Origin of the sequence: Pseudomonas sp. FSL L8-0168 (genome assembly GCF_037976155.1) — a bacterium.
Lineage (GTDB): Bacteria > Pseudomonadota > Gammaproteobacteria > Pseudomonadales > Pseudomonadaceae > Aquipseudomonas > Aquipseudomonas paracarnis.
The window spans coordinates 215,174-238,033 of sequence record NZ_CP150262.1 but is presented as its reverse complement, the minus strand read 5'-3'; the positions used below and the strand labels follow the sequence as shown (position 1 = coordinate 238,033).

Sequence of the window (22,860 nt, the reverse complement as noted above, 5' to 3'; positions counted from 1 at the left end):
GCCATCGCAGGCAAGCCAGCTCCCACATTAAGTCTGCAGTTATCCGGTGGATACGGGGCGATCAGCTTGGCATCGGGGCACCACCCTGCCCAAACCGCCGAATCGCCAGGCAATACCCCACCAACGCCATCCCCGCCAGCAAACCGCCCGCCGCGCCGATCCAGGCGAAGCCGAAGTGGCTGCCGACCCAACTGCCCATCAACGCACCACCGCCGATGCCGATGTTGTAGATCCCGGAAAACATCGCCATGGCCACATCCGTGGCGTCCGGTGCCAGCACCAGCACCTTGGACTGCATGGCCAGGCCAAAGCCCATGATCGCCATGCCCCAGAAAATACTCAGCCCCACCAGGTAAGACTCGGCGCCGCTCAACGGCAGCATCAGCGCCAGGCACGCGGCGAGGATAGACACTGCGCCGATCACGAACAGGTGGGGGTTGAAGCGATGCACCAGGCTGAACAACAACGAGCCGATGATGCCAGCACCACCGAACACCAGCAGGATCAGGGTCACGGCACTGCCGCCCAGGCCGGCGACGCCTTCGACGAAGGGTTCGATGTAGCTGTAGGCGGTGAATTGCGCGGTAACGGTCATTGCGGTCAGCACATAGAGCGCCACCAGCGCAGGACGCTTGAACAGCAGCGGCAGACTGCGCAGGGAGCCGGAGTTCTGGCTGGGCAGCAGCGGCAAGGTGCGCCCCAGCCAGAACACCAGGGCGGCGGCGAACGCGGCGATCACCAGGAAGGTAGTGCGCCAGCCCATGGCCTCGCCCAACAGGCGGCCCAAGGGAATGCCCAACACCATCGCCAGGGATGTGCCGGTGGCCAGCAAGCCAAGGGCCTGCACCTGCTTGCCCTCTGGCGCCAGGCGTACAGCCAGCGAAGCCGTGATCGACCAGAACAACGCATGGGCCAGGGCGATGCCGACCCGACTGACCATCAGCAAGCCGAAGCTGGTGGCGACGCTGGAGAGGATATGGCTGGCGATAAACAGACCGAACAGCACAATCAACAATTTGCGCCGTTCGACGTTGCGGGTCAGTAGCATCACCGGCAGCGAGGTCAGCGACACGATCCACGCATAAATGGTGAGCATCAGGCCGACGCTGGCCACGGGCATGTCAAAGCTGGCGCCGATGGCGCTGAGCAGCCCGACGGGGACGAATTCGGTGGTATTGAACACAAACGCGGCCAGCGCAAGGGCGATGACCGGTTGCCAATTGGCTTGTGGGGTTGCGGCTGAAAGGCTCATTGACGGGCGCGGTACTCTGACGGTGATCAAGCGGCCACCCAGGACAAGCGCCGCCGCCGAGCATTCTATAGGTTTCTCGCACCGCTGTTGCTGCGGATCGTCGCCCGGCGGCCTACGGCGAAGTCATGGTAATGATGTAGTTGCCTGACTGGATGAGCTTGCCGGCGCTGTCTACCAACACATAACGCTGATCGTAATAGCGCCCCTTGCCGCTGTCCGCCACCAGCCGCACATGGGGTGCATCGACACTGACAACCGGCGCCACACTGCGCACCTCGATTCGGCTGCCACGACTGGATTGGGCACAGCCGCGCAGTTCCATCACCGAACCGCTGCGCGCATTTGTCGCACACCCTGACTCGACAATGGCGCCGCTGAACCTGATGGTGCCCTGCCCCACGGTTTGTGCGGCGCCGCAGGTACTTGCCCACAGCCCCAGAAGGCCAGTCATTACCGCTACACGACGAACGTTCATGCCGACACTCCTTCTTGGGTTAGTTAAGAAGTAAGTCGTCGTCACGCCGGTTAACTTGAGCTTATTTACCCGCGAATGAGAGGTGCATCACGGATCCACCTGCCCCATTAACTCGGGGATGCTCTCCGGCCGCTGGGCATAGCGTTGGGCCAACGCCGCGCAGACCATCAACTGGATCTGGTGAAACAGCATCAACGGCAAAATCAACACGCCCATGCTCGCCCCGGCAAACAGCACCTGCGCCATCGGCACGCCGGTCGCCAGGCTTTTCTTCGAGCCGCAGAACAGGATGGTGATGCGGTCTTCCTGGTTAAAACCAAACGCCTTGCCCAGCAGCGTAGACGCCGCCAACACCAGGGCCAGCAACACGCAGCAGGCCACCACTAACCCGCCCAATTCCCACAGCGGGATCTGGTGCCAGATGCCTTCGTTGACCGCCTCGCTGAAAGCCCCGTAGACCACCAACAGAATCGAGCCCTGGTCGACGAACTTGAGCCAGGCTTTGTTACGCCCGACCCAGCCCCCAATCCAGCGGCTGGCGACTTGCCCGGCAATGAACGGCAGCAACAACTGCACGCTGATTTTGACAATCGCATCGACTGTGGAGCCGCCATCCCCATGCACGTTGAGCAGCAGCGCTACCAGCAGCGGCGTCAGGAAGATGCCGAACAGGCTGGACGCCGCCGCGCTGCAGATGGCCGCCGGGATGTTGCCGCGGGCCAGGGAGGTAAAGGCAATCGCCGATTGCACAGTGGCCGGCAAGGCGCAGAGGTAGAGCATGCCCATGTACAGCTCGTTGCCGATCAACGGCGACAGCACTGGCTTGAGCGCCAGGCCCAACAACGGAAATAGTACGAAGGTCAGGCTGAACACCAGCAAATGCAAACGCCAGTGGCCGGCACCGGCGACGATAGCCTTGCGCGACAGCTTGGCGCCGTGGAGGAAAAACAGCAGCGCGATGGCCAGGTTGGTGACCCAGCCGAACGCCACGGCGGTCTGGCCGCTGGCGGGCAGCAGTGAAGCGAGGATCACCGTGGCGATCAGAGTGAGGGTGAAGTTGTCGGGGAGAAACCGGGGCCGGGTCATAAGCAATTCTTCCAGGGGTTGCCAAGAGCGTCGCGACGACTCTAACGTAACCACCTGTTACCGACTAACGCCAATGAGCCAGTAAATGCCGCCTAAAGGACATGAAAAAGCCGTTCGCCGCAGTGTCCCAGGGCTTTCCAGCCTGCCGAGGCCGGTGTACGGGCGTACTGAATCCTTGCCCAACCGTGCGCTGACGCGACGCCACAGCCACCCGTGGGTGCAGCTGTCCTACGCGATTTCCGGAGTGCTGGAGATCCAGACCAGCGTTGGCCGTTTCGTCGCACCACCGCAGCGCGCGGTGTGGATTCCGGCCGGCATGCCCCATCGGGTGTTCAGTTCACCCCATACGGAAATGCGCAGCTTATACCTCGATTGCAGCGTCACCGCCTGGGCCGCCGAGCGTTGCCAGGTGCTGGAGGTGAGCAGTTTGCTACGCGAGCTGATCCGCAACTTCAGCCAATTGCCGGTGGAATATACCGAGGACGGGCCGGACGGGCGCCTGGCTCAGGTACTGCTCGATCAACTCGCCGCCGCACCCCAGGTGGATTTGATGTTGCCACTGCCTCACGACCCACGGCTGCGACAGATCTACCGCAGCCTCAACCTGCATCCCGAGCAGCAGACGACGTTGGGCGAGTGGAGCCGCAAGCTGGAGGTGAGTGAAAAGACCCTGAGTCGGGTGTTCCTGAGTGACACCGGGCTGACGTTTCGCGCATGGCGCCAGCGCCTGCGCCTGTTGAGCGCTCTGCCCGCCCTGGAACAAGGCGAGCGGGTGACGGATGTGGCATTGGGGTGTGGCTATGAATCGACCTCAGCCTTTATCAATGCATTTCGTCAGCAGTTCGATTCCACCCCCGGTGAATTCTTCCGCTGACCCTCCCTCACGACGCAAATAATCCCCAAACCGACGCTCGGCTGGTATTGTGCCGCGCTTTGAAACACAGCAACCGACTGCGAGGAAATGGACGTTGAACACTGACGAAAAAATGACCGGGGACCTGTTCGAGGTTGATAAGCGCCTGTCACTCAAGCCCGTGGTGGACTTCAACGCCTACCTGCGCAGCGCCTTCGGCGACGGCCCTTGCACCTGCGTGCGCTGCGCTGCCAGCGGTGGTGATGAAAGTAGTTATGAGTTCCAACATACCTTCGCCTTCGAAGGTAAGCCCGTGCACCGCCGCTTCGCTTCGACGGCAGGCAGTGATGTGTTGATGGCGTTGAAGAAGGCATGGTTGTCGTACACCAAGGCCGAGCTGCCGCTCAGTGGTACGTTGGCGCTGGATACGGTCAAGGAGTTTGTCGAGCCACAGTTGCACAAACGCCTGGCGCCGCTGTTTGTCGCCAGTGGGTTGGTCAAGGATGTCGAAGGCCAATTGCGCATCCAGCCGCAAGCCGCAGCCTGACACCGGTTAATGTGGGAAACACCACTGTCAAAGCAAAGAAAATCCATGTGAGAGCTGGCTTGCCTGCGAAAGCGGTAGTGCAGTCACAGATGCAGTGACTGTCACACCGCCTTCGCAGGCAAGCCAGCTCCCACATTGGTCATGCATCGCCCACAAAATCAGCGTCCGGCACAGATCCCCGGCGGGAGCGGGCTTGCCCGCGAAGGCGGCGCGTCAGTCACTGAATATTCAACTGAACCACCGCTATAGCAGGCAAACCAGCTCCCACATTTTTCCGGTTATTGGCCTAGAACCCGGGAACACCTTGTACGCGCAACTCAGGGGTCAGTTCGTCCACTGGTTCGGTCAGCGGCCGGTCGCTCCCACCCGGTAGCAGGATCACCTTGCGGCATTCCTCTTCGGCTTTATCAAACAGCTCATACCCCCGCGCCGCCTGCTCCAGGGGCAGCCGGTGAGTGATGATCGCCTCCGGGTGCAGATGCCCCAGCTCGATGTGCTCCAACAACTCCGGTAAGAACCGCTGCACATGGGTCTGGCCCATCTTGAAGGTCAGCCCCTTGTCGAAGGCATCGCCGAACATGAAGCCATGGATAAACCCGGCATACACCCCGGCGACACTGACCACGCCACCGCGACGCACGGCGGCGATGCACTGGCGCAGCGCCTTGCCGCTGCTGCCCTCGATCTTGAGCGCGGTGAGCAGGGTTTCCGTGGTGCTGCCCTTGGCCTCGAAACCCACCGCGTCCACCACACCATCGACGCCGCGCATACCGGCGGTCTGGCGGATAATGGTGTCCGCCGGGTCTTCGTCTTCTTCGAAGTTGATCGGGATCACGCCGTACATTTTCTGCGCGTAGGCCAAACGATACGGATGGTCGTCGACCATGAAGATCTGCTCGGCGCCCAACATTTGTGCGCAAGCCGCACTGAGCAGGCCCACCGGCCCGGCGCCATAAATCGCCACACTAGAGCCTTTGCCAATGCCGGCATTGGTCACTGCCTGCCAGGCGGTGGGCAGGATATCGGAGAGGAACAGCACCTTCTCATCCGCCAGGGTGCCGGGCACCTTGAACGGCCCGGTGTTGGCCTTGGGCACCCGCACCCACTCCGCCTGGCCGCCGGGAATGCCGCCATACAAACGGCTGTAGCCGAACAGCGCGGCACCCGGCGGGATGGCTTTTTTATTCAGGATCGCACCGCGCCCATCGTTGGTGGTTTCGCAAGCGGCGAATTGCTGGAGCTGGCAGAAGAAACAATCGCCACAGGCAATCACAAACGGAATCACCACACGGTCGCCGGGTTGCACGGCAGTAACGGCCGGGCCGGTTTCTTCGACGATGCCCATGAACTCATGGCCGAAGATATCGCCGTGGTCCACGGTCGGGATCTTGCCCCGGTACAGGTGCAGGTCCGAGCCACAGATTGCGGTGGCGGTGACCCGCAAAATAATGTCGTCGGGTTGTTCAATGATCGGATCGGGCACGGTATCCACCTGCACCTTGTGTGCGCCCTGGTAAGTCATCGCTCGCATGCTCTGCGCTCCTGCCGTTGAGGGGTTACTAATTAAGGACAGAGCAGCCCCTCAGTGTTCCTTCGACGTAGAGCGACACCCGATCAATGGTCGCCGCGCGTCTGGGCCAACAGCAGGTCGACTACCTGGCGCACGCTGGCAATTGCATCGGCGCCGCTGGCCTGGGCCTGGGCGTGCCAGCGCAACTGCTCAGTCGCGCTGTTGCCGCGTTGCAGCAAGGCATCCAAGGTATTGAACAACAGCGGCTCGCCCATGGCCTCTGCGGTGGCGGCAAAGGTCTGTCGGGCGTATTGCAGCCATTGCTCAGCGCTGCCCAGGGTGCCGGTGTCGTCCAACGCAAAGGTACCAGCGGCCCCATAACGCTTGGCCTGCCAGCGATTCTCCTTGAGCAGCCAGCGCGCCTCGGCACTGAAACCAGCGCCAGGATGCTGCATCGCGCAGGCGTGGGTGACCATCACCCGAAACAGCGTGGCGAGGGCCAAGGCGTCCGCCAGCCGTGGGCACGCGTCGGTCATGCGCAGTTCCAGGGTGGGGTAACGCGCCGCCGGGCGAATGCCCCACCAGCCATTGCCATCGGCCTTGATCGCGCCGATGCGCTGCAAAAGGGCCAGGTAGCGCAGGTACTCGGCCCAGTCGCTAAAGTGCTCCGGCACGCCCATGCGGGGCCACTCGTCGCACGCGGCCTGGCGGTAGCTCATAAAGCCGCTGGGCGCGCCGTCCCAGAAAGGCGATGAGCAACTGAGCAGCAACAACAACGGCAGCCAAGGCGACACCTGGTTCATCACCGCGATACGGTCCAGCGTTTGAGGCACCTGCACATGCACATGCAGCCCGCACAACACACTGCGCCGCGCTACATATTGAATATCGTCGAACAGTTGCCGGAAATGCGCCTGATCGGTCGGCTGTTGACCACGCCAATCGGCCAGGGGGTGGCTGCCGGCGCACACCACACCGAGGCCGAACTCAGCCAGGGATTGCGCCAGGTTGCGGCGTACTGCTCGGAAGTAGTCCGCCGCTTCGGCGCTGGAGGTGAACACCGGAGAGGCCGCCTCGATCTGGCCCTGGAACATCTCAAACGAGAAGCCTGCGCCAATCGCTTCGCGGCAGGCTGCCAGCACCGCCGCCGAGGGCTCGCCGACCATCTGGCGGCTGTGCAGGTCGGTGATGAAGTATTCCTCTTCAATGCCAAAGGTGAGCATCGGGTATTCAGCGCAATCGGGTGACAGTCAGTGCGACCACGGCGATGCGCTCCACCTGCTCATAGCCGGGCTTTTCCAGTTCTTCACCGAAAACGTCCGGGTCCAGTTCGCGGTAGGTCCAGCCGTAGGCGTCGCTGCCTAGCAGTGGCTTGACCGCCTCCAGGAAAGGGTCGCTGCCGGCCACCATCGCCACCCCGGTATACAGCAGCAGGCTACCGCCCAGGGCCAGGCGCCCGATGGACTCACTGACGATGCGCAGCGACAACTGCTCCCCCAAGGCGCCGCCGCCATGGCGATAGGCGCGCTGGCGGTCATCTTTCATGTACGGCGGGTTGGCGACGATCAGGTCGAATTCGCCCTCCACACTGGCCAGCACGTCACTGTGGTACACGCTGACGTTATTCAGCGCGGCCAGCTCGGCATTCACCGCGGTCATGCGCAGGGCGCGGGGGTTGATGTCCACTGCCAGCACCTGGGCGTCATGCCGGGCTTGGGCAATCACCAGCGCGCCGACACCGGCGCCACAGCCGATGTCCACAGCGCGCTTGAGCGGCTCGAAACGTTGTTGCAGGTAAGCTTCGATTGCCTGGGCAAAGCGATAGCTGTCGGGGCCGAAAAACACCGCGTCCGCCTGGTCGGTGGGATAAGGCGAATGGGCGAACAGCAGCTCGTCGAGGCTCGACCATCGCACTGTGCTGCGCCATAGCGCGCCGTGCTTCTCGATCACATCCGCTTGCTGCAATTCTTCACGCAGGGCCTCGGGCAGCAGGCCTTGATCGAACGGCATCGACCAACCGAACACATCGCGCAGCGTCATTGCCAGGGGCGTCGCCAGCCGCCGATAGACACGCTCATGGGTCAAGGGCGTTGGCGTGATAAAGCGATAACCACCCTCCTTCAACCCCCGGCCCAGATTCAACAAGGCACGATCAGCCAGTTGTTGCGCAGACATAGGCACATTCCTTAGCGCAGGCGCGCACGCAGTTGGATAAAGCGGCGAGTGGCATACAGCCCGGCAGGCGTGCAGTGACGGCGGGCCGACAGCCACGGGATCAGCGCATTGAGCTGTTGCTCATCGGGCAAGTTGCACAATGACTCCGCCAGGGCCTGGGTATCCGGGTCCGCTGGACGATGCTGCTCGCGGGAAAACCGGCTGCCGCGTCCCGGCCGCACGGGCGGCACGCGTTCGCTGGCAACCCATTCACCCGCAATCCAGTCATGGATCAGTTGTTTTTCATAACCGCTGAACACTCCGAACATCGCGGCGCCAGCGCCCTCGATCAATTGCCAGAAGCGACTGTTGGTGGGGTCCTGGTTGTGCTTGATCCAGCCTTTGTCTTCGAGGGCCTTGAGGAAAGCGCCGATCTGCCCAGGCCGGGCCAGCCATTGGTTGACGGTCTGCCCTTCAAAGCGGCAATAGTCCGAATGCATGTGCTGGCCGAAGGCGCGCTTGCGCTCAAGCATCGCCACCACCTCGTCCTGCAAGTTGAAGTGTTTGATGATAGACGTGGTTCCCAGGCCCAAATCATTCAGACGGTAGCCTGCCGCCACACGGCGATAGAAGTCTGCCCTGCCCTCGCCCAGCGGCAACAGGTTCAGCACCGATTGTGCAGCTTTGCACGCGTGGCCACTGCTGGCGTTGTCGATGGTGACATGCAGCGTGAAGTAATAAGGGTCGATGCCCAGCTCACTGAGTTCATAGGCGGTGATCAACAGGTGCAGCGGCAGTTGCTCGTAACCCAGGTTGAAGCCAATGACCTCCGGCAGGAACTCGTCGGCGCACACGCCAAGCGCCAGTTGCAGCGCGCCTTGCAGGTAATGGTCATCCTCAAGGCCGGCGTCGCTGTCGGCATCGTGCTCGCTGAGCAACTTGCGGTAGATCACCACATGGTTCTGCGCAGCTTCACCGTCGCCCAACTCTTCCAGGTAAGTGGTGAGCAGGCCGTCAAAGCGCTGGTCTTGCCAATAGCGCAGCAAGCCATAGAGCCAGGCGCCGTCGACCTGTTTAGTGGGTGCCACGCGCTGCAGAAAGTACAACGCATGGGCCTTGTTCTGGAAATACCGCCGTGGCCCACCTTGCCGGCGCTGCTCAAGATAGTCGGCATAGGCCTGGGCCACCTCGGCGCAGCGTTGCTCGACCCAGGCCATCAGCTGTTCGGGCGCCTCTGGCAAGTCGCAGTCGGTGGCCTCTACCAGGGCCAATTGATCGTGCAGGTATTCACGCGCCAGTTCGGTGGCGTCTCGGGTTTCGCCATGCAGCTGTTGGTAGACCCGTTGATGGCGGCCCTGGGCCGAGTCGGTGAGAGAGGCCGGCTGGCCTGACAGCGCTGTGAGGAGTGTCATGATGGCAGTTTCCGCAAAGTCCGTTACAACGGGCCTCCCACAAGGTGGCCCTGCAATAGCGCTTGAAAACATGCGCTTCTACGATGCAGAACCTTGAGATGTGCGGAAAATTCAGATTGGATTGTTAACGTGGGGACAAGCGGTCGCGGTCGCTGATAGCCTCATCAAGCCAAACAACGCTTAACATCAGGCTTTGGCCCACTGCTTGCGTTCTGCTTCAAGGATAATCGCCTCGACCCTCGCCATGACTTCGTCATGGGGTACACCGGGTCCGGGGTTGGCCAAGCTTTTTTCGACTTTGGCGCGAAACCAAAGATCATGACTATTCGCCTGCTCCTCGGTTTCAAATTCGGAAACAATTGGGGAAAGTGGAACACCCATAAGGTGACCTCCTGTATGAATGCTCAGCAGTTTAGTCCCAAGCTAGCAAGCTGTCTCGGAGCACCAGATGAAATGCAGGTGGCTCACCCACAAAAAAAAACAACGGCACGCAAGCGTGCCGTTGTGTTCAGCTCATTCAGCGAAATTACTTACGTGCCGCCTCCCACTGCTTGAGCAGGTCGTTGTAGTTCACGGTTTCGCCCTTGGGCTTCTCGTTGGCCAGTTTCGGCTTCGGCGCGCCCGGCTGGTCAAACCAGTATTGCGCGTCACGCTCGGGGTTCATTTTCGGGCCGCACACCGGTTGCACCTTGGAGCGTTCCAGGCGCGTCATGATCGCATCCTGCTCCTTGGCCAGGTTGTCCAGCGCCTGTTGCGGGGTTTTCTCGCCGCTGGCCGCTGCGGCGATGTTGCTCCACCACAGTTGCGCCAGGCGCGGGTAGTCCGGCACGTTGGTGCCCGTCGGGGACCACTCGGTACGGGCCGGGCTGCGGTAGAACTCCACCAGGCCACCGAGTTTGGGCGCCATGTCGGTCATGGCCTGGGAGTTGATATCGGACTCACGAATCGGCGTCAGGCCAACGATGGTTTTCTTCAGCGACACGGTTTTTGAGGTCACGAATTGCGCGTAGAGCCAGGCCGCGAGTTTCTGCTTTTCGGGCGTGGACTTGAGGAAGGTCCAGGAACCTACGTCCTGATAGCCCTTCTTCATGCCCTTTTCCCAATACGGCCCGACTGGGGACGGTGCCATGCGCCATTTCGGCGTACCATCGGCATTCACCACCGGCAGGCCCGGCTTGACCATGTCGGCGGTAAACGCGGTGTACCAGAAGATCTGCTGGGCGATGTTGCCCTGGGACGGCACCGGGCCGGATTCGGAGAAGGTCATGCCCGCCGCTTCCGGTGGCGCGTAGGCTTTCATCCAGTCCACGTATTTCTGCGTGGCGAATACCGCCGCCGGGCCGTTGGTGTCGCCGCCGCGGGTGACGCTGGAGCCCACCGGGTGGCAATCCTCTACACGGATGCCCCACTCGTCCACCGGCAAGCCGTTGGGCAAGCCTTTGTCGCCGCCGCCGGCCATGGAGAACCAGGCATCGGTGAAACGCCATCCCAGGGACGGGTCTTTCTTGCCGTAGTCCATGTGCCCATAAATGCGCTTGCCGTCGATTTCCTTGACGTCTTCGCTGAAGAACTTGGCGATGTCTTCATAAGCCGACCAGTTCACCGGCACGCCCAGGTCGTAGCCGTATTTCTCCTTGAACTTGGCCTTCAGCTCCGGCCGCTCGAACCAGTCGGCGCGGAACCAGTAGAGGTTGGCGAACTGCTGGTCGGGCAACTGGTAGATCTTGCCGTCCGGCGCGGTGGTGAAAGACAGGCCGATAAAGTCCTTGAGGTCCAGGGTGGGCGAGGTGAAATCCTTACCTTCGTTGGCCATCAGGTCGGTGATGGACTCGGTCTTGCCGTAGCGAAAGTGCGTACCGATCAAGTCGGAATCGTTGACCCAGCCGTCATAGATATTCTTGTCGGATTGCATCTGGGTTTGCAGCTTCTCCACCACGTCGCCTTCCTGCAGCAGGTCGTGGGTCAGCTTGATGCCGGTGATTTCACTGAAGGCCTTGGCCAGCACCTTGGATTCGTACTCGTGGGTGGTGAGGGTTTCCGACACCACGTTGATCTTCATCCCACGGAACGGCTCCGACGCCTTGATAAACCACTTCAACTCCTCCAACTGCTGGGCTTCGGTAAGGGTCGAGGGTTTGAACTCGCTGCCGATCCATTTTTTCGCGGCATCTTCATACGCATCAGCCCAGGCCGAAGCGCTCAAACCACTGAGGGCCAGTACGGCGGCCAATGAAATGCTATGTCGCAGCTTATTGTTTTTATTCAACATAGAGACCTCCAGGTTAGTTTCAAACGGGGCTTGCAGGAGCGAGCTTGCTAGCCCCAACGCATCACACTCAACAGCCAAACAAGGGAGAGCGCGGACGCCACCCAGATACTCCAGTCGGTAACGCCAATGACCAGCAAATGCAGGTAGGCGCTACCGAGAAGACCGATAAACAAGCGATCCCCACGGGTGGTGCTGATCGGCAGCAAACCGCGCCGCGGGATACTCGGCGAACGTAATTCCCAAGTGGTCATGCCCGCCAGAATCAGGGCAATGCCGCCAAAGAACAGCGCAGTGGGGGTGGTCCAGGCCATCCATTCCATCATCGACTCCTCTAGACCCGGCCCAGGGCAAAGCCCTTGGCCACGTGGTTGCGTACAAACCAGATCACCAGCATGCCCGGCAGGATGGTCAACACCCCCGCCGCTGCCAGCACGCCCCAATCAATGCCGGACGCCGACACCGTGCGGGTCATCACCGCTGCGATGGGCTTGGCGTTGACCGAGGTGAGCGTGCGCGCCAGCAGCAGTTCGACCCAGGAAAACATGAAACAGAAAAACGCCGTGACGCCGATACCGGAGCCAATCAGCGGGATAAAAATCTTCACGAAGAACTTGGGAAAACTATAGCCATCGATGTAGGCGGTTTCGTCGATTTCCTTGGGTACGCCGGACATGAAGCCTTCCAGGATCCATACCGCCAACGGCACGTTGAACAGGCAATGGGCCAGGGCCACGGCGATGTGCGTGTCGAACAGGCCAATGGATGAATACAGCTGGAAGAACGGCAGCAGGAACACTGCCGGCGGCGCCATGCGGTTGGTCAGCAGCCAGAAGAACAGGTGCTTGTCACCCAGGAAGCGATAGCGCGAGAACGCATACGCCGCTGGTAACGCCACGCTCAGGGAGATCACGGTGTTCAGGCTCACGTAGTACAGCGAGTTGAGGTAGCCGGTGTACCAGCTCGGGTCGGTGAAGATCACCTTGTAGTTGGCCAGGGTGAAATCCTGCGGAAACAGGGTCAGGCCGCCGAGGATTTCGGTGTTGCTCTTGAAGGACATGTTCAGCAGCCAGTAGATCGGCACCAGCAGAAACAGGATGTAAACGAGTAGTGGAATCAGCTTGCGCTTGCTCATGTTGGCGGCCTCAGCGGTTGGCGTCGGAATGGGTCATGGCGGTGTAGAACAGCCAGGACACCAACAGGATGATCAGGAAGTACACCAGGGAAAACGCCGCCGCCGGGCCCAGGTCGAATTGGCCGACGGCCATCTGGGTAAGCGTCTGACTCAGGAAGGTGGTGGCGTTACCCGGCCCGCCGCCGGTGAGCACGAAGGGTTCGGTGTAGATCATGAAGCTGTCCATGAAGCGCAGCATCACCGCGATCAGCAGCACGCTTTTCATCTTCGGCAACTGGATATGTCGGAACACCGCCCAGGCCGATGCACGATCAATTCGCGCAGCTTGGTAGTACACGTCCGGAATCGCGCGCAAGCCGGAGTAGCACAGCAGCGCCACCAATGAGGTCCAGTGCCACACATCCATCACCAACACGGTGACCCAGGCGTCCATGGTGTTGGCAGCGTAGTTGTAGCTGATGCCCATGGCGTTGAGGGTCGAGCCCAGCAGGCCGATGTCGGCACGGCCAAAAATCTGCCAGATGGTGCCGACCACGTTCCACGGAATCAGCAACGGAATGGCGAGAATGATCAGCACCAGCGAGGACCAGCGGCCCTTGGTGGGCATGGTCAGGGCGATGGCGATGCCCAATGGGATCTCAATCAATAGCACGCAGGCCGAGTAGATGAACTGGCGCAGCAGCGAGTCGTGCAGGCGCGGGTCGAGCAGCACCTGCTTGTACCAGTCGGCCCCGACAAAATAGCGGCTGGACTGGTCGAAAATGTCCTGCACCGAATAGTTGACCACGGTCATCATCGGGATCACCGCACTGAACGCCACCAGCAGGAACACCGGCAACACCAGCCACCAGGCCTTGTTGTTCTGCACCTTGTTCATGGCGCCACCTCCAGCAGGTAATCGTCGGCGTAGAGCATCAGCCATTGCGCGGGGAAGCTGATGGAAGCCTTGCCTTCCGGCACCGGCTTGTCCTCGGCCAGCCGCACCTTGAGGGTGGCGCCGTCGAGGTTGAGGGTCATGATCTTGTAGGTGCCGAGGTCTTCCACATGGACGACGTCGGCTTGCAGGGCGTCAGGGTTGTACTCGTCCCACACGTGGATAAATTCCGGGCGGATACCAACCTGGAGCTTTTTGTAGTCGGTGGCGTTGAGACGTTGCTGCAACGCTTCGGACAGTGGCAACAGGGTAGTGGCGAACCCTACACCGCCAGCCTTGGCCTGCACCTCGATCAGATTCATCCCAGGGCTACCGATGAAATAACCGACAAAGGTGTGGCTGGGCCGCTCGAACAATTCACGCGGCGTACCGAACTGTACGATCTGCCCGCCATACATCACCGCGATCTTGTCGGCGAAGGTGGAGGCTTCCAGTTGATCGTGGGTGACGTAGACCATGGTGATATTGAACTGCTCGTGAATCTGCTTGAGCTTGCGCCGCAGTTTCCACTTCAGGTGCGGGTCGATCACCGTCAGCGGCTCGTCGAACAGGATCGCCGACACGTCATCGCGCACCAGGCCACGGCCCATGGAGACTTTCTGTTTTTCGTCGGCGGTGAGGTTGCGGGCTTTTTTGCTCAGCAGGTTTTGCAGGTCGAGGACTTCGGCGATTTCCTGCACCTTGCTGTGAATTTTCGCTTCGGCCATGCCCTGGTTGCGCAGCGGGAACGCCAGGTTGTCGAACACCGTCATGGTGTCGTACACCACCGGGAACTGGAACACCTGGGCGATATTGCGTTTCTCTGGGGTGAGATCGTTGACCACTTGGGTATCGAACAGCACCTGGCCTTCGGACGGGCTGAGCAGGCCGGAAATGATATTGAGCAGCGTGGACTTGCCGCAGCCTGACGGCCCGAGCAAGGCGTAGGCACCGCCCTGCTCCCACACATGGTTCATTTCCCGTATGGCGTAGTCCTCAGGCACTTTTGGCGTGGGGCTGTAGCTATGGGCCAGGTTACGCAAATGGATTTCGGCCATCAGGCAACCCTCGCGACACGGCGTCCGGGGGCCTGGACCAAGCGGCCCTGACCATCGAACACAAACAGTTTATGGGTGGGGATATACACACGGATCGGCGCGTCGACATCGTATTCATGCACCCCCGGCAGGTGCAGCACCAGCAGGAAGTGCTCACTGCGCACATGCAGGAAGGTTTCCGAGCCGCTGATCTCGGCGACTTCCACGGTCACCGCCAGCTCCAGGTCATCATCATTACTGGGTACCAGGCTGATATGGCTGGGGCGCACGCCAAAGCGGAATTCGCCTTCGCCGATAGGACGCAGGTCAACATTGAGTGGGAAATGCACGAAGTTGGCGAAACTCACTTCGTTGCCGCTGATGCGCCCTGGCATCAGGTTGATCGGCGGCTCGGAGAACAGCTCAGCGGCGAGGACAGTTTGCGGCTGGTGGTAGACCTCGGCGGCCTTGCCGCTTTGGATCACCCGCCCCTCATGAAGAATGGTGGTGGTGCCACCCAAGGCCAGGGCCTCGTTGGGCTCGGTGGTGGCATATATCGCGATGGTGTGGCGCGCCTTGAACAGTTCGCGCATTTCCTGACGCAGCTCTTCGCGCAGTTTGTAGTCCAGGTTGACCAGCGGCTCATCGAACAGAATCAGTTCAGCGTCTTTCACCAGGGCGCGGGCCATGGCGGTACGTTGCTGCTGGCCACCGGACAATTCCAGGGGGTGACGCTGCAGGAATTTCTCGATGCGCAGCATCTTGGCGGTTTCCAGCACCTTGCTCTGGATCACCTCCTGGGACACACCGGCCTGGCGCAACGGCGAGGCGATGTTCTCGAACACGGTCATGGTCGGGTAGTTGATGAACTGCTGGTAGACCATCGACACATTGCGCAGGCGCACCGGCTTTTGCGTGACATCCACGCCGTTCATCAGGATGCGGCCGCTGTCGGGCTTGTCCAGGCCGGCCATCAGGCGCATCAGGCTGGTCTTGCCGGACAGGGTGCGACCGAGCAGGACGTTGAAAGAACCGGCTTCGAACCGCAGGTTGGCGTCGTCGATCCAGGTTTGGCCGTCGACAACGCGGGAGACATGTTCCAGGGTCAATGACATGACACGACCTTTTTTATTATTGGAATGAATCTGGTCCGTTGTCAGAGCGAGTTTCGTGCCAAAACTGCAAGCGCTTGATGTGTAAGCAAATGGGTGAACCCTGATGTTCAGGAGTGAACAATCCGGCTGAACAACTGAACACTGCCGGGGTTGACAATGAACAGTTGTGAACAACACTTTATGCGCGACGAAGATCAAATGTGGGAGCGGGCTTGCCCGCGATGGCGGTGCATCAGTTTGTAGATGCTGTGCCTGACCCATTGCCATCGCGGGCAAGCCCGCTCCCACATTGTTCGATGTCTGACGTTAGATGGCGTAAGACCCGACAACAATAATAAAGAAGGTCGCACGATGGCCGAACCCTTGACCCACGACACCCTTATCCAGGAATCCTGGCGCCGTTGCCGCGCCTATGGCCTGGATCACCAGAGCGCCCCCAGCTTTGACCAACTGCCCGCCGAGGGCATTCGCCAACTGCTGGAAAGCCAGCATTCCCTGGTACAGACCACCCACCAGGAAGTGTTGCCCTACTACGAGAACATCCTCAGCAATTCCAATTGCCTGATCATGCTGGCCGACAATCAGGGCCAGGTGCTGACCTCGTGGGGGACCCAGCGGTTTATCGAACCCACGCTGGCCCGTGGCTTCAGCCCCGGCGCCAGTTGGATGGAACGCGCCAGCGGCACCAACGCCATCGGCACCGCGCTGGCCTGTGCCCAGGCCGTGCATATTGAGCACGATGAACACTTCCTCAAGGCCAACCGCTTCATGACCGGTTCCGCGGCGCCGATTTTTGACGCCCAGCGCGAAATCATCGCCGTGCTGGACGTGTCCAGCGACAGCTACCTGCCACCCTCCCACACCCTGGGCATGGTCAAGATGATGAGCCAGACCGTGGAAAACCGGCTGATCCTCAACCTGTTTCGCGGAGAACACTTCCAGCTGACCTTTAACACCGGCCTGAGCAACCTCGACAGCCAATGGGCCGGCCTGCTGATCTTTGATGAAAGCGGCCAGGTGCTGTCGGCCAACCGGCGTGCGGATAACCTGCTGGGCATCAGCCTCTCGCGGGTGATGATCGACAGCCTGTTCAAGGTCTCGCTGCTGGAGTTGCTCAACCAACCGGAAGGGCTGCCCTTTGCCTTGCAAGCGGCGGGACGCAATCGGTTCCAGTGCCTGTTGAAGCGGCCCAAACAGATGCCGGTGCAGGCCCGGCTGTTCAGCCAACCGCCGCCAGCACCGACGTCGATCAACCTTCAGACCCTACATTTTGGCGATGTGCGCGTGGAAAAAGCCGTGCGCCAGGCCGAGCGCCTGTTGGAGAAGGACATTCCGCTGTTGATCCATGGCGAGACCGGCGTAGGCAAAGAGGTGTTCGTCAAAGCCCTGCACCAGGCCAGTTCCCGCAGCCGACAGGCGTTGATCGCGGTGAACTGTGCAGCGATCCCCGCAGAGCTGGTGGAATCGGAACTGTTCGGCTACGAAAAAGGCGCCTTCACCGGCGCCAACCAGAAAGGCAGCATCGGCCTGATCCGCAAGGCGGACAAGGGCACGCTGTTTCTCGACGAGATCGGCGATATGCCGCTGCCGACCCAGGCCCGCCTGTTACGGGTGCTGCAAGAACGCTGCGTGCAGCCGGTGGGCAGCAGCGAGGTGTTCCCGGTGGATTTGCGCATCATCTCGGCGACCAACCACGCACTGCGCGAGCTGGTGCAGGCCGGACGCTTTCGCGAAGACTTGTACTACCGCATCGGCGGCCTGACCCTGGAACTGCCGCCACTGCGCGAACGTACCGACAAACAGGCGCTGTTCCAGCAACTGTGGCAGCAACACCGCGAGCCGACGCAATGGGCCGGGCTGAGTGCCGAGGTGCTGAGGCTATTTGAGCAACACCCGTGGCCGGGGAATTTACGCCAGGTGAGCAGCGTGTTGCAGGTGGCGTTGGCAATGGCCGAAGAGCAGCCGATCCGCGCAGAGCACCTGCCCGATGATTTTTTCGTGGATTTGCAGGCGACGCTGCCGCAGTCCAAATCCGAACACCTGGATGAACGCCTTGACCTGAACCAGCGCCTGGAAGCCGTGGGCGGGAACATCTCCCACCTGGCGCGGGAGTTAGGAGTGAGCCGCAACACACTGTACAAGCGCCTGCGCCAGCACGACGGCTGAGTTAACGCCAACTCCAGGAAACGCCGGTGTAGATACCCCGCCCATCCGCAGGGGTGGAGCGCGCCGCGTCCATGCCTTTGTCGTCGTAGCCCGGCGTGACGGTGTTGGCGTAGCGGCGGTTGGTGAGGTTGCGCAGGTCGACCCAGGCTTGCCAATCCTGCTTGGGCGCGTCGTAGCCGAAGGTGGCGCCGAGGGTGGTGTAGGCCGCCGCGTAGTAGGAGTTGGCGTAGTCCACCGCTACCCGTGAGGCGTGCTCGGTGTTGAGGCTGGTGTAGAAACCCGTCGGGTGGCTGTAGCGCAGTTGCGCCTGGTAATAGTGTTTGGGTATGCCGGGCAAGGTGTTGTCGCCGAAACGCTCGTCGTCGCGGTAGTGGAAATCGCTGAAGGTGTAGGCCTGGCGCAGGTCGAGCTTACCGCTGCGGCCGCCGTCCCACAGCGGGCTGAGCAGGCTCAACTCCACACCCTGGTGCACGGTGGGGCTGGCGTTGGATTCGGCGATGATCGCGTTGCTGGTGGCAGTCTGGGCCTGGGTCTCTACAGAAAGCAGCTCGTGGCGAACTTCCGAGCGATAGAGCGCCAGGTCCCATTGGCCGAGCCAGGCTTCACCGCGCCCGCCGATTTCCAGGGTGGTGGCGGTCTGATTACGCAGCTTCACGCCTTCGCGCTGCAACCCCGTGGCCGCCCCACTGCCCGGGCCAAAGTATTTGTTCGAGCCCCAGATCATCGACCACGCATGCGGGGGCTCTACCGAGCGGCTCAGGTTGCCGTAGACCTGCAACTGCGGGGTGAAGTCGTAACGCAGGCCAATGCGCGGCGCATAATCCCAATCATGCTGACTGATCGGCGCCTGGCCGTCGGGGTAAGTCACCTGGGTTTCACGGCGCGTGTAGATCGCGGCAAGGCCGGTGGTCAGCCACAGATCCTCCACCAGTTCCAGCTCGTTGCCGACATGCAGCACGGTGTCGGAGCCCAGGTAGCTGTAGTCGCGGGTCTTGGTGCCGGGGGCATAAATGGCGGTATTGCCCGTAGGGATGCGGACGTATTCCGACGCGCCATTGTTCGGCATCGCCTGGGTGGTACGCAGGCCGAGAGTGGTAGTGCTGGCGTGGCCGAACAGGCTGTCCTGGCGGATGTAATTCAGGGTGCCGCTGATATCGGTGTAGGCAACTTTGAGGCGGTTAGTGCCTTCGCGCAGGTCCATGGGGTAATCGTGATAGGCCAGCCCGACCTCGACCCGCGCGTTATCGTCCAACCGCAAGGTGGTCTTGTTGGCGATCCAGGTGGAGCCCGGTTGCAAGCGCTTCGAATCGCGGGCGGCATTGAGGCTGTTGGCGGCACGCGGATCATGGCTGATCTGGTCACGCGTGAGTCTGCCAGGGGAATCGTTGGTGGTTTCGCGATAACGCAAGTAGAAGCGCGTTTCCAGGTCCGGGTTAAAGCGATAGCCAAAGTTGGCGGCGATGCCCTTGCCGGTACCAGCGCTCTGGTGCTGATAACCGTCGGACTCCGAATCGGTGAGGCTGATGTAATAGTCGGCGTCCCCCAGCACCTGCCCGGAACTGACTTCGCGTTGGGCATAGCCGCGACTGCCGACCTCATAGCGCACTTGCAGCTTGGGCGCGTCCAAGCCGGTGCGGGTAACGTAGTTGACCGCACCGCCCAAGGCCAATGCACCCTGATCGAACCCGTTGGCGCCACGCAGCACCTCTACCCGGCTTTGCCACAGCGGGTCCTTGAGCTCATAAGGCGTGCCGCCTGGGCCGGTAAGCGGCAGGCCGTCGAACATTTCATACAGGCCGGAGGCATGGGCACCGGGGGCGCGGTTCAGGCCCGAGCCACGAATGGACACCTTCACCCCTTCGTTATTGGCCGCCTTGGCGTAAACACCAGCCTGGTACTTGAAGACATCCTCGTTGGTGCTGACCCGTCCCTGTTGCACGCTGTCCATATCGATGTAATTGGTGCCGCCGGGTACGCTTTTGAGTTGTGCCTGAGCGATTTCTGCGGCGCTGGCCTCAGCCGTGGTGACTTCAACCGGCTCCAATTGCAGGCCTTCGGCCTGTACCAGCGAACTGAGGGTCAAGGCGGCAAAAATAAACGGGGGGTGGCGCAGCAGCATTGGGAGCAGGTCCTTGGAATCCGGGAACGTGCCGGGCCGAGCCCACCACGCGAACAGTGATGGGAAGGCAGGTACGCCCCTCGAGTCACTCCTTAATGACGGACAGGGGCGTATCAAAAACAGGGGTGAATCAGTTTAACCATCGGCAGTTGCCAATGTCCGCATCAGATCATCTGCATCCGACCCCGGCGGAAAGCGAAAGCCATACATTTCGTCAGTGGCGAGAATCGCCCCCAAGGTGTCGCGCAACTGGTCTTCCGTGGGCGAGTCACGCAATAACTTATGCGCCGGCAGCAATAACTCGGCAGACACGCCCTGGGCAGTCGCGGCGTCAATTACCGCATAGAGGATAAACCGCAAGCGTATTTCGCGATCCGTGGGCCAAACCGTTTTTCGTTTACCCAAGGGAGGGCCTCGTGTTTAAGAAAAATCCGAGGCTATTGCCCGCAGACAAGCGTTTCAACCCGCGGGAGGCAAGATAGGCCGCTTCCTACAGCGGAAAGGGAAACACCGCACCGATTGGTCGATGCGACGGGCCTCACTGCACCGGCAGGAAATTCATCAGCAACAAGCTTTGTGCGTAATTGAGGCCAATGCGTCGGTAACGCTCATCGAGGATTTGGGTAAGCAGGTCCAAACGCGCGACGATCTTGCCGAACTCAACGGCAAAACTGAGGTTACTGCCCTCCTCCGATATTTCATTGGAAAACAACAGCAACACGCCATTGGCATCCTGACGCTGGCTGAGCAGCCAGGTGGCCTTTTCGATATTGCGCGCGGCATTGCTGACAAACTGCGGGTTGATCGAGTCGGTCACATAAAACTGCGTGCGCCCACCGTGAGCGGTCACGAGCATGCTGCCAATCGCATAGATGAACGCGCCGACGCGGTCGCCGCGAAAGTCGGGGCTCAAGGAATAGCTCAGGGCAGCCAGGTCACGCCGGTCACCCAGTGCGGGCAAGGGTTGGCGATTTTCGATGGCCTGGCGGATTTTCCGGGCGGCGGTCACCGCATCCGGATACCCCGATTGACGCCACTGGTTGGGGTTGCGCAGGTAGAGCTTGCTCATCAGCAGGTAGAGGCTTTGCAGGTTGTCACGCATGCCCAGGGTGGCCATGCGGTCGACGCTGGTCTGGAAGAACTCATCGGGCTTGCCGTCGCTGAACTGCCTGGCGATATCGCGGCCCTGTTGTTGGCTGCAACCCACTGCACACAGCGCGAACATCGCAGCCAGCAACAGCGGCCATCGGGTGGTAAAAATCGTAAACGTTCGATCCATCGGCACCGGGTCTGATTCTGTGGGCCGCACGCGGGAGTCGGGTGGCCGGGACAGAGGTAGATCAGCAAAATGGAAAAAAGTGCAGCGGTGCGGGTCGGATCAGCATCGGCTTACAGCCACAAGGAGGTGAACGAGACCAAGGGGGCCAGCAGACAATGCCCGGCACAGGGCCGGGCTCTTTGGCCTGAACGCCTTCAGGTCTTGGGATGCTCAGTAGCTACTGAATCGGCCGCATCTACATCCGACATATCTTCTTCAAGAGGCGCCTCGTCATCCGGCGGCAGCGGGATATTGTCCTCGTCACGCCGCGGGTCATGGCCGGTCTCGTTATCGGTGCCCCGGGTAACCGCTTGCTGGGAAATGTTGCCTGGGGCTTTCTCGTTGATTTCCATGCTGGCACTCCGTTTATAGGCTCGGGATATCCGCGCTTAGGATTGAGAGGCTGCATCGGGATTGAGAGTGCCGGGCGTTAGACGAATGGCGTTTAGTAGGCAGTCGGGGTGAAAGAAAAACTGCTGCCGTGCTGAGAAATTCTGCGGCGAACAAGGTCTCCCGGCTTCATATCAATTTCTGATTCGATGATTCTTGAGGTGCCGAAAAGCATGTATTTCGAGACACCAAGAATATGCTTGCCAGAGGCCAGCCCAAACCTGGCAACCTCCCCAGGGTGAAACTCGGCAGCCGGTTTTCCATCAATATGCAAAATAAAACGGACTTCAGCTCCGTAGATGCCCGAGTCTCTAGTCACCACCAACTGAGCCGCGTTCTTTTCCGTAAAGGCATACATTCTTGTGGATGGCACAGGGTCTGCGATGTCGGCAGATATAGGCGATGTGGAGCACCCACCAAGAGCAGCAAGCAGTAATGCTCCGATTAAGCCTCGCATATCGTTCCCTCAAAAAATTTGTGCGACTTTAACATCCACGATAACCATAACAAGCGGTCTGTTCGCTATGTCTTATCTGATGGTCGTTCTCCCCACCCACCGTTTGCCGCAGCAGAGCGACACCGGTCATCAATCTTCGGGATTGTTGTCAGCAAACGACTTATTCAGTAGGCCCTGAACGACACTGTCGGGATCACCCAGCAATTGCTTACTGAATGCCTCTCCCTCGGCTGGACGCGTCGCGAGTAGCCCCCAGGACTTTGTTCCATCTGCGTTAAAGACCACGATTAGCTGATTGTCTGCACAATCATGTGGCTTGCACATGTGGCCTACCGTAAAGCGCTTACCATCCGCCGAAACCGTCTCGACTGGCGACGCTGTGCCCTGAGCTTTACTGACCCAGTCCGGATAACTGAGCATCTCTGCGTAGGCTTTTTTGTAAGGCGCTTTGCTGGCAATCTCGGGCAGATATTGCTCAGCCCAAACGCCTTCAGAGACTAGCATCATGGAGGCACCCGCCAGCATCGAAAGGCTCAGTATTTTCATTCGAATGACTCCATCTCGCTGACTTTTCAGCCGCTTTCGCAGGTTGCACTTAAACATCGGTATGAAAGCTGGGACAGGGCACTGTTTTAGAAGTTTCGACGTTCACCTA

At 60.5% G+C, this 22,860-nt stretch carries 23 protein-coding genes; 3 read left to right on the top strand and 20 right to left on the bottom strand.

Going from position 1 to position 22,860, the window contains the following annotated elements; genetic code table 11:
* Positions 1-61: 61 nt before the first annotated feature.
* From MHH62_RS01085 to MHH62_RS01075, 3 genes are all read right to left on the bottom strand, one after another.
* Positions 62-1,252 carry a sugar transporter gene (locus tag MHH62_RS01085; RefSeq protein WP_058410388.1) on the bottom strand — a complete coding sequence of 397 codons (1,191 nt, stop codon included), beginning with the start codon at positions 1,250-1,252 and terminating at the stop codon, positions 62-64.
* Between the two features lie 112 nt (positions 1,253-1,364).
* Complete coding sequence (locus MHH62_RS01080; protein WP_014718853.1) at positions 1,365-1,727, bottom strand: type 1 fimbrial protein; 363 nt, start codon at positions 1,725-1,727, stop codon at positions 1,365-1,367.
* A gap of 87 nt (positions 1,728-1,814) precedes the next feature.
* Positions 1,815-2,813: a bile acid:sodium symporter family protein gene (locus tag MHH62_RS01075; RefSeq protein ID WP_020303073.1), complete on the bottom strand. Its 999-nt coding sequence runs from the start codon at positions 2,811-2,813 to the stop codon at positions 1,815-1,817.
* An 85-nt stretch (positions 2,814-2,898) separates the two neighbouring features.
* On the opposite strand from MHH62_RS01075, the gene MHH62_RS01070 reads away from it, so the two are divergent.
* Positions 2,899-3,687, top strand: a complete 789-nt coding sequence (locus MHH62_RS01070; protein WP_014718855.1) for a helix-turn-helix transcriptional regulator — start codon at positions 2,899-2,901, stop codon at positions 3,685-3,687.
* A 94-nt stretch (positions 3,688-3,781) separates the two neighbouring features.
* Positions 3,782-4,213, top strand: coding sequence for a hypothetical protein (locus MHH62_RS01065; protein ID WP_103452532.1), 432 nt, complete (start codon positions 3,782-3,784; stop codon positions 4,211-4,213).
* A 286-nt stretch (positions 4,214-4,499) separates the two neighbouring features.
* On the opposite strand, the gene MHH62_RS01060 is transcribed toward MHH62_RS01065, so the two are convergent.
* The 11 genes from MHH62_RS01060 to MHH62_RS01010 all read right to left on the bottom strand — a co-directional run bounded on the left by MHH62_RS01060 (position 4,500) and on the right by MHH62_RS01010 (position 15,755).
* Entirely contained in the window at positions 4,500-5,744 is a 1,245-nt protein-coding gene (locus MHH62_RS01060) for a zinc-dependent alcohol dehydrogenase (protein ID WP_339232250.1), read from the bottom strand.
* 83 nt (positions 5,745-5,827) lie between these two features.
* On the bottom strand, positions 5,828-6,946 hold the full coding sequence (locus MHH62_RS01055) for a carboxylate-amine ligase (RefSeq protein WP_339232249.1): 1,119 nt from the start codon (positions 6,944-6,946) through the stop codon (positions 5,828-5,830).
* A 7-nt stretch (positions 6,947-6,953) separates the two neighbouring features.
* Positions 6,954-7,898, bottom strand: a complete 945-nt coding sequence (locus tag MHH62_RS01050; protein WP_339232247.1) for a class I SAM-dependent methyltransferase — start codon at positions 7,896-7,898, stop codon at positions 6,954-6,956.
* A gap of 11 nt (positions 7,899-7,909) precedes the next feature.
* Positions 7,910-9,289 carry an iron-containing redox enzyme family protein gene (locus MHH62_RS01045; RefSeq protein WP_339232246.1) on the bottom strand — a complete coding sequence of 460 codons (1,380 nt, stop codon included), beginning with the start codon at positions 9,287-9,289 and terminating at the stop codon, positions 7,910-7,912.
* Positions 9,290-9,475: 186 nt separating this feature from the next.
* Positions 9,476-9,670 (bottom strand): hypothetical protein, encoded by a 195-nt coding sequence (locus tag MHH62_RS01040; RefSeq protein WP_014718861.1) that lies wholly within the window; start codon positions 9,668-9,670, stop codon positions 9,476-9,478.
* Between the two features lie 145 nt (positions 9,671-9,815).
* Positions 9,816-11,558, bottom strand: a complete 1,743-nt coding sequence (locus MHH62_RS01035) for an ABC transporter substrate-binding protein (RefSeq protein ID WP_003192009.1) — start codon at positions 11,556-11,558, stop codon at positions 9,816-9,818.
* A gap of 47 nt (positions 11,559-11,605) precedes the next feature.
* On the bottom strand, positions 11,606-11,878 hold the full coding sequence (locus MHH62_RS01030) for a DUF2160 domain-containing protein (RefSeq protein WP_014718862.1): 273 nt from the start codon (positions 11,876-11,878) through the stop codon (positions 11,606-11,608).
* A gap of 11 nt (positions 11,879-11,889) precedes the next feature.
* Complete coding sequence (locus MHH62_RS01025) at positions 11,890-12,690, bottom strand: carbohydrate ABC transporter permease (RefSeq protein ID WP_003192012.1); 801 nt, start codon at positions 12,688-12,690, stop codon at positions 11,890-11,892.
* Between the two features lie 10 nt (positions 12,691-12,700).
* On the bottom strand, positions 12,701-13,567 hold the full coding sequence (locus MHH62_RS01020) for a sugar ABC transporter permease (RefSeq protein WP_005789024.1): 867 nt from the start codon (positions 13,565-13,567) through the stop codon (positions 12,701-12,703).
* Complete coding sequence (locus MHH62_RS01015; RefSeq protein WP_339232245.1) at positions 13,564-14,661, bottom strand: ABC transporter ATP-binding protein; 1,098 nt, start codon at positions 14,659-14,661, stop codon at positions 13,564-13,566. Before MHH62_RS01015 ends, MHH62_RS01020 begins: the two co-directional genes overlap by 4 nt.
* Positions 14,661-15,755 (bottom strand): ABC transporter ATP-binding protein, encoded by a 1,095-nt coding sequence (locus tag MHH62_RS01010; RefSeq protein ID WP_014718865.1) that lies wholly within the window; start codon positions 15,753-15,755, stop codon positions 14,661-14,663. The genes MHH62_RS01015 and MHH62_RS01010 overlap by 1 nt, the downstream gene beginning before the upstream one ends.
* A gap of 351 nt (positions 15,756-16,106) precedes the next feature.
* Here MHH62_RS01010 and MHH62_RS01005 point away from each other — a divergent pair, with 351 nt between their 5' ends.
* Positions 16,107-17,921 carry a sigma-54-dependent Fis family transcriptional regulator gene (locus tag MHH62_RS01005; RefSeq protein ID WP_339232244.1) on the top strand — a complete coding sequence of 605 codons (1,815 nt, stop codon included), beginning with the start codon at positions 16,107-16,109 and terminating at the stop codon, positions 17,919-17,921.
* A 1-nt stretch (position 17,922) separates the two neighbouring features.
* Here MHH62_RS01005 and MHH62_RS01000 read toward each other — a convergent pair whose 3' ends face one another.
* The 6 genes from MHH62_RS01000 to MHH62_RS00975 all read right to left on the bottom strand — a co-directional run bounded on the left by MHH62_RS01000 (position 17,923) and on the right by MHH62_RS00975 (position 22,751).
* On the bottom strand, positions 17,923-20,040 hold the full coding sequence (locus tag MHH62_RS01000) for a TonB-dependent receptor (RefSeq protein ID WP_339232243.1): 2,118 nt from the start codon (positions 20,038-20,040) through the stop codon (positions 17,923-17,925).
* Between the two features lie 135 nt (positions 20,041-20,175).
* Positions 20,176-20,445 carry a hypothetical protein gene (locus tag MHH62_RS00995; RefSeq protein WP_019816804.1) on the bottom strand — a complete coding sequence of 90 codons (270 nt, stop codon included), beginning with the start codon at positions 20,443-20,445 and terminating at the stop codon, positions 20,176-20,178.
* Between the two features lie 133 nt (positions 20,446-20,578).
* Positions 20,579-21,319, bottom strand: a complete 741-nt coding sequence (locus MHH62_RS00990) for a hypothetical protein (protein ID WP_032902865.1) — start codon at positions 21,317-21,319, stop codon at positions 20,579-20,581.
* Positions 21,320-21,513: 194 nt separating this feature from the next.
* Positions 21,514-21,711 carry a hypothetical protein gene (locus tag MHH62_RS00985; protein WP_014718870.1) on the bottom strand — a complete coding sequence of 66 codons (198 nt, stop codon included), beginning with the start codon at positions 21,709-21,711 and terminating at the stop codon, positions 21,514-21,516.
* 92 nt (positions 21,712-21,803) lie between these two features.
* Positions 21,804-22,205 carry a hypothetical protein gene (locus MHH62_RS00980; RefSeq protein ID WP_103452079.1) on the bottom strand — a complete coding sequence of 134 codons (402 nt, stop codon included), beginning with the start codon at positions 22,203-22,205 and terminating at the stop codon, positions 21,804-21,806.
* Positions 22,206-22,334: 129 nt separating this feature from the next.
* Complete coding sequence (locus tag MHH62_RS00975; RefSeq protein ID WP_032902864.1) at positions 22,335-22,751, bottom strand: Ivy family c-type lysozyme inhibitor; 417 nt, start codon at positions 22,749-22,751, stop codon at positions 22,335-22,337.
* Positions 22,752-22,860 lie beyond the last annotated feature (109 nt).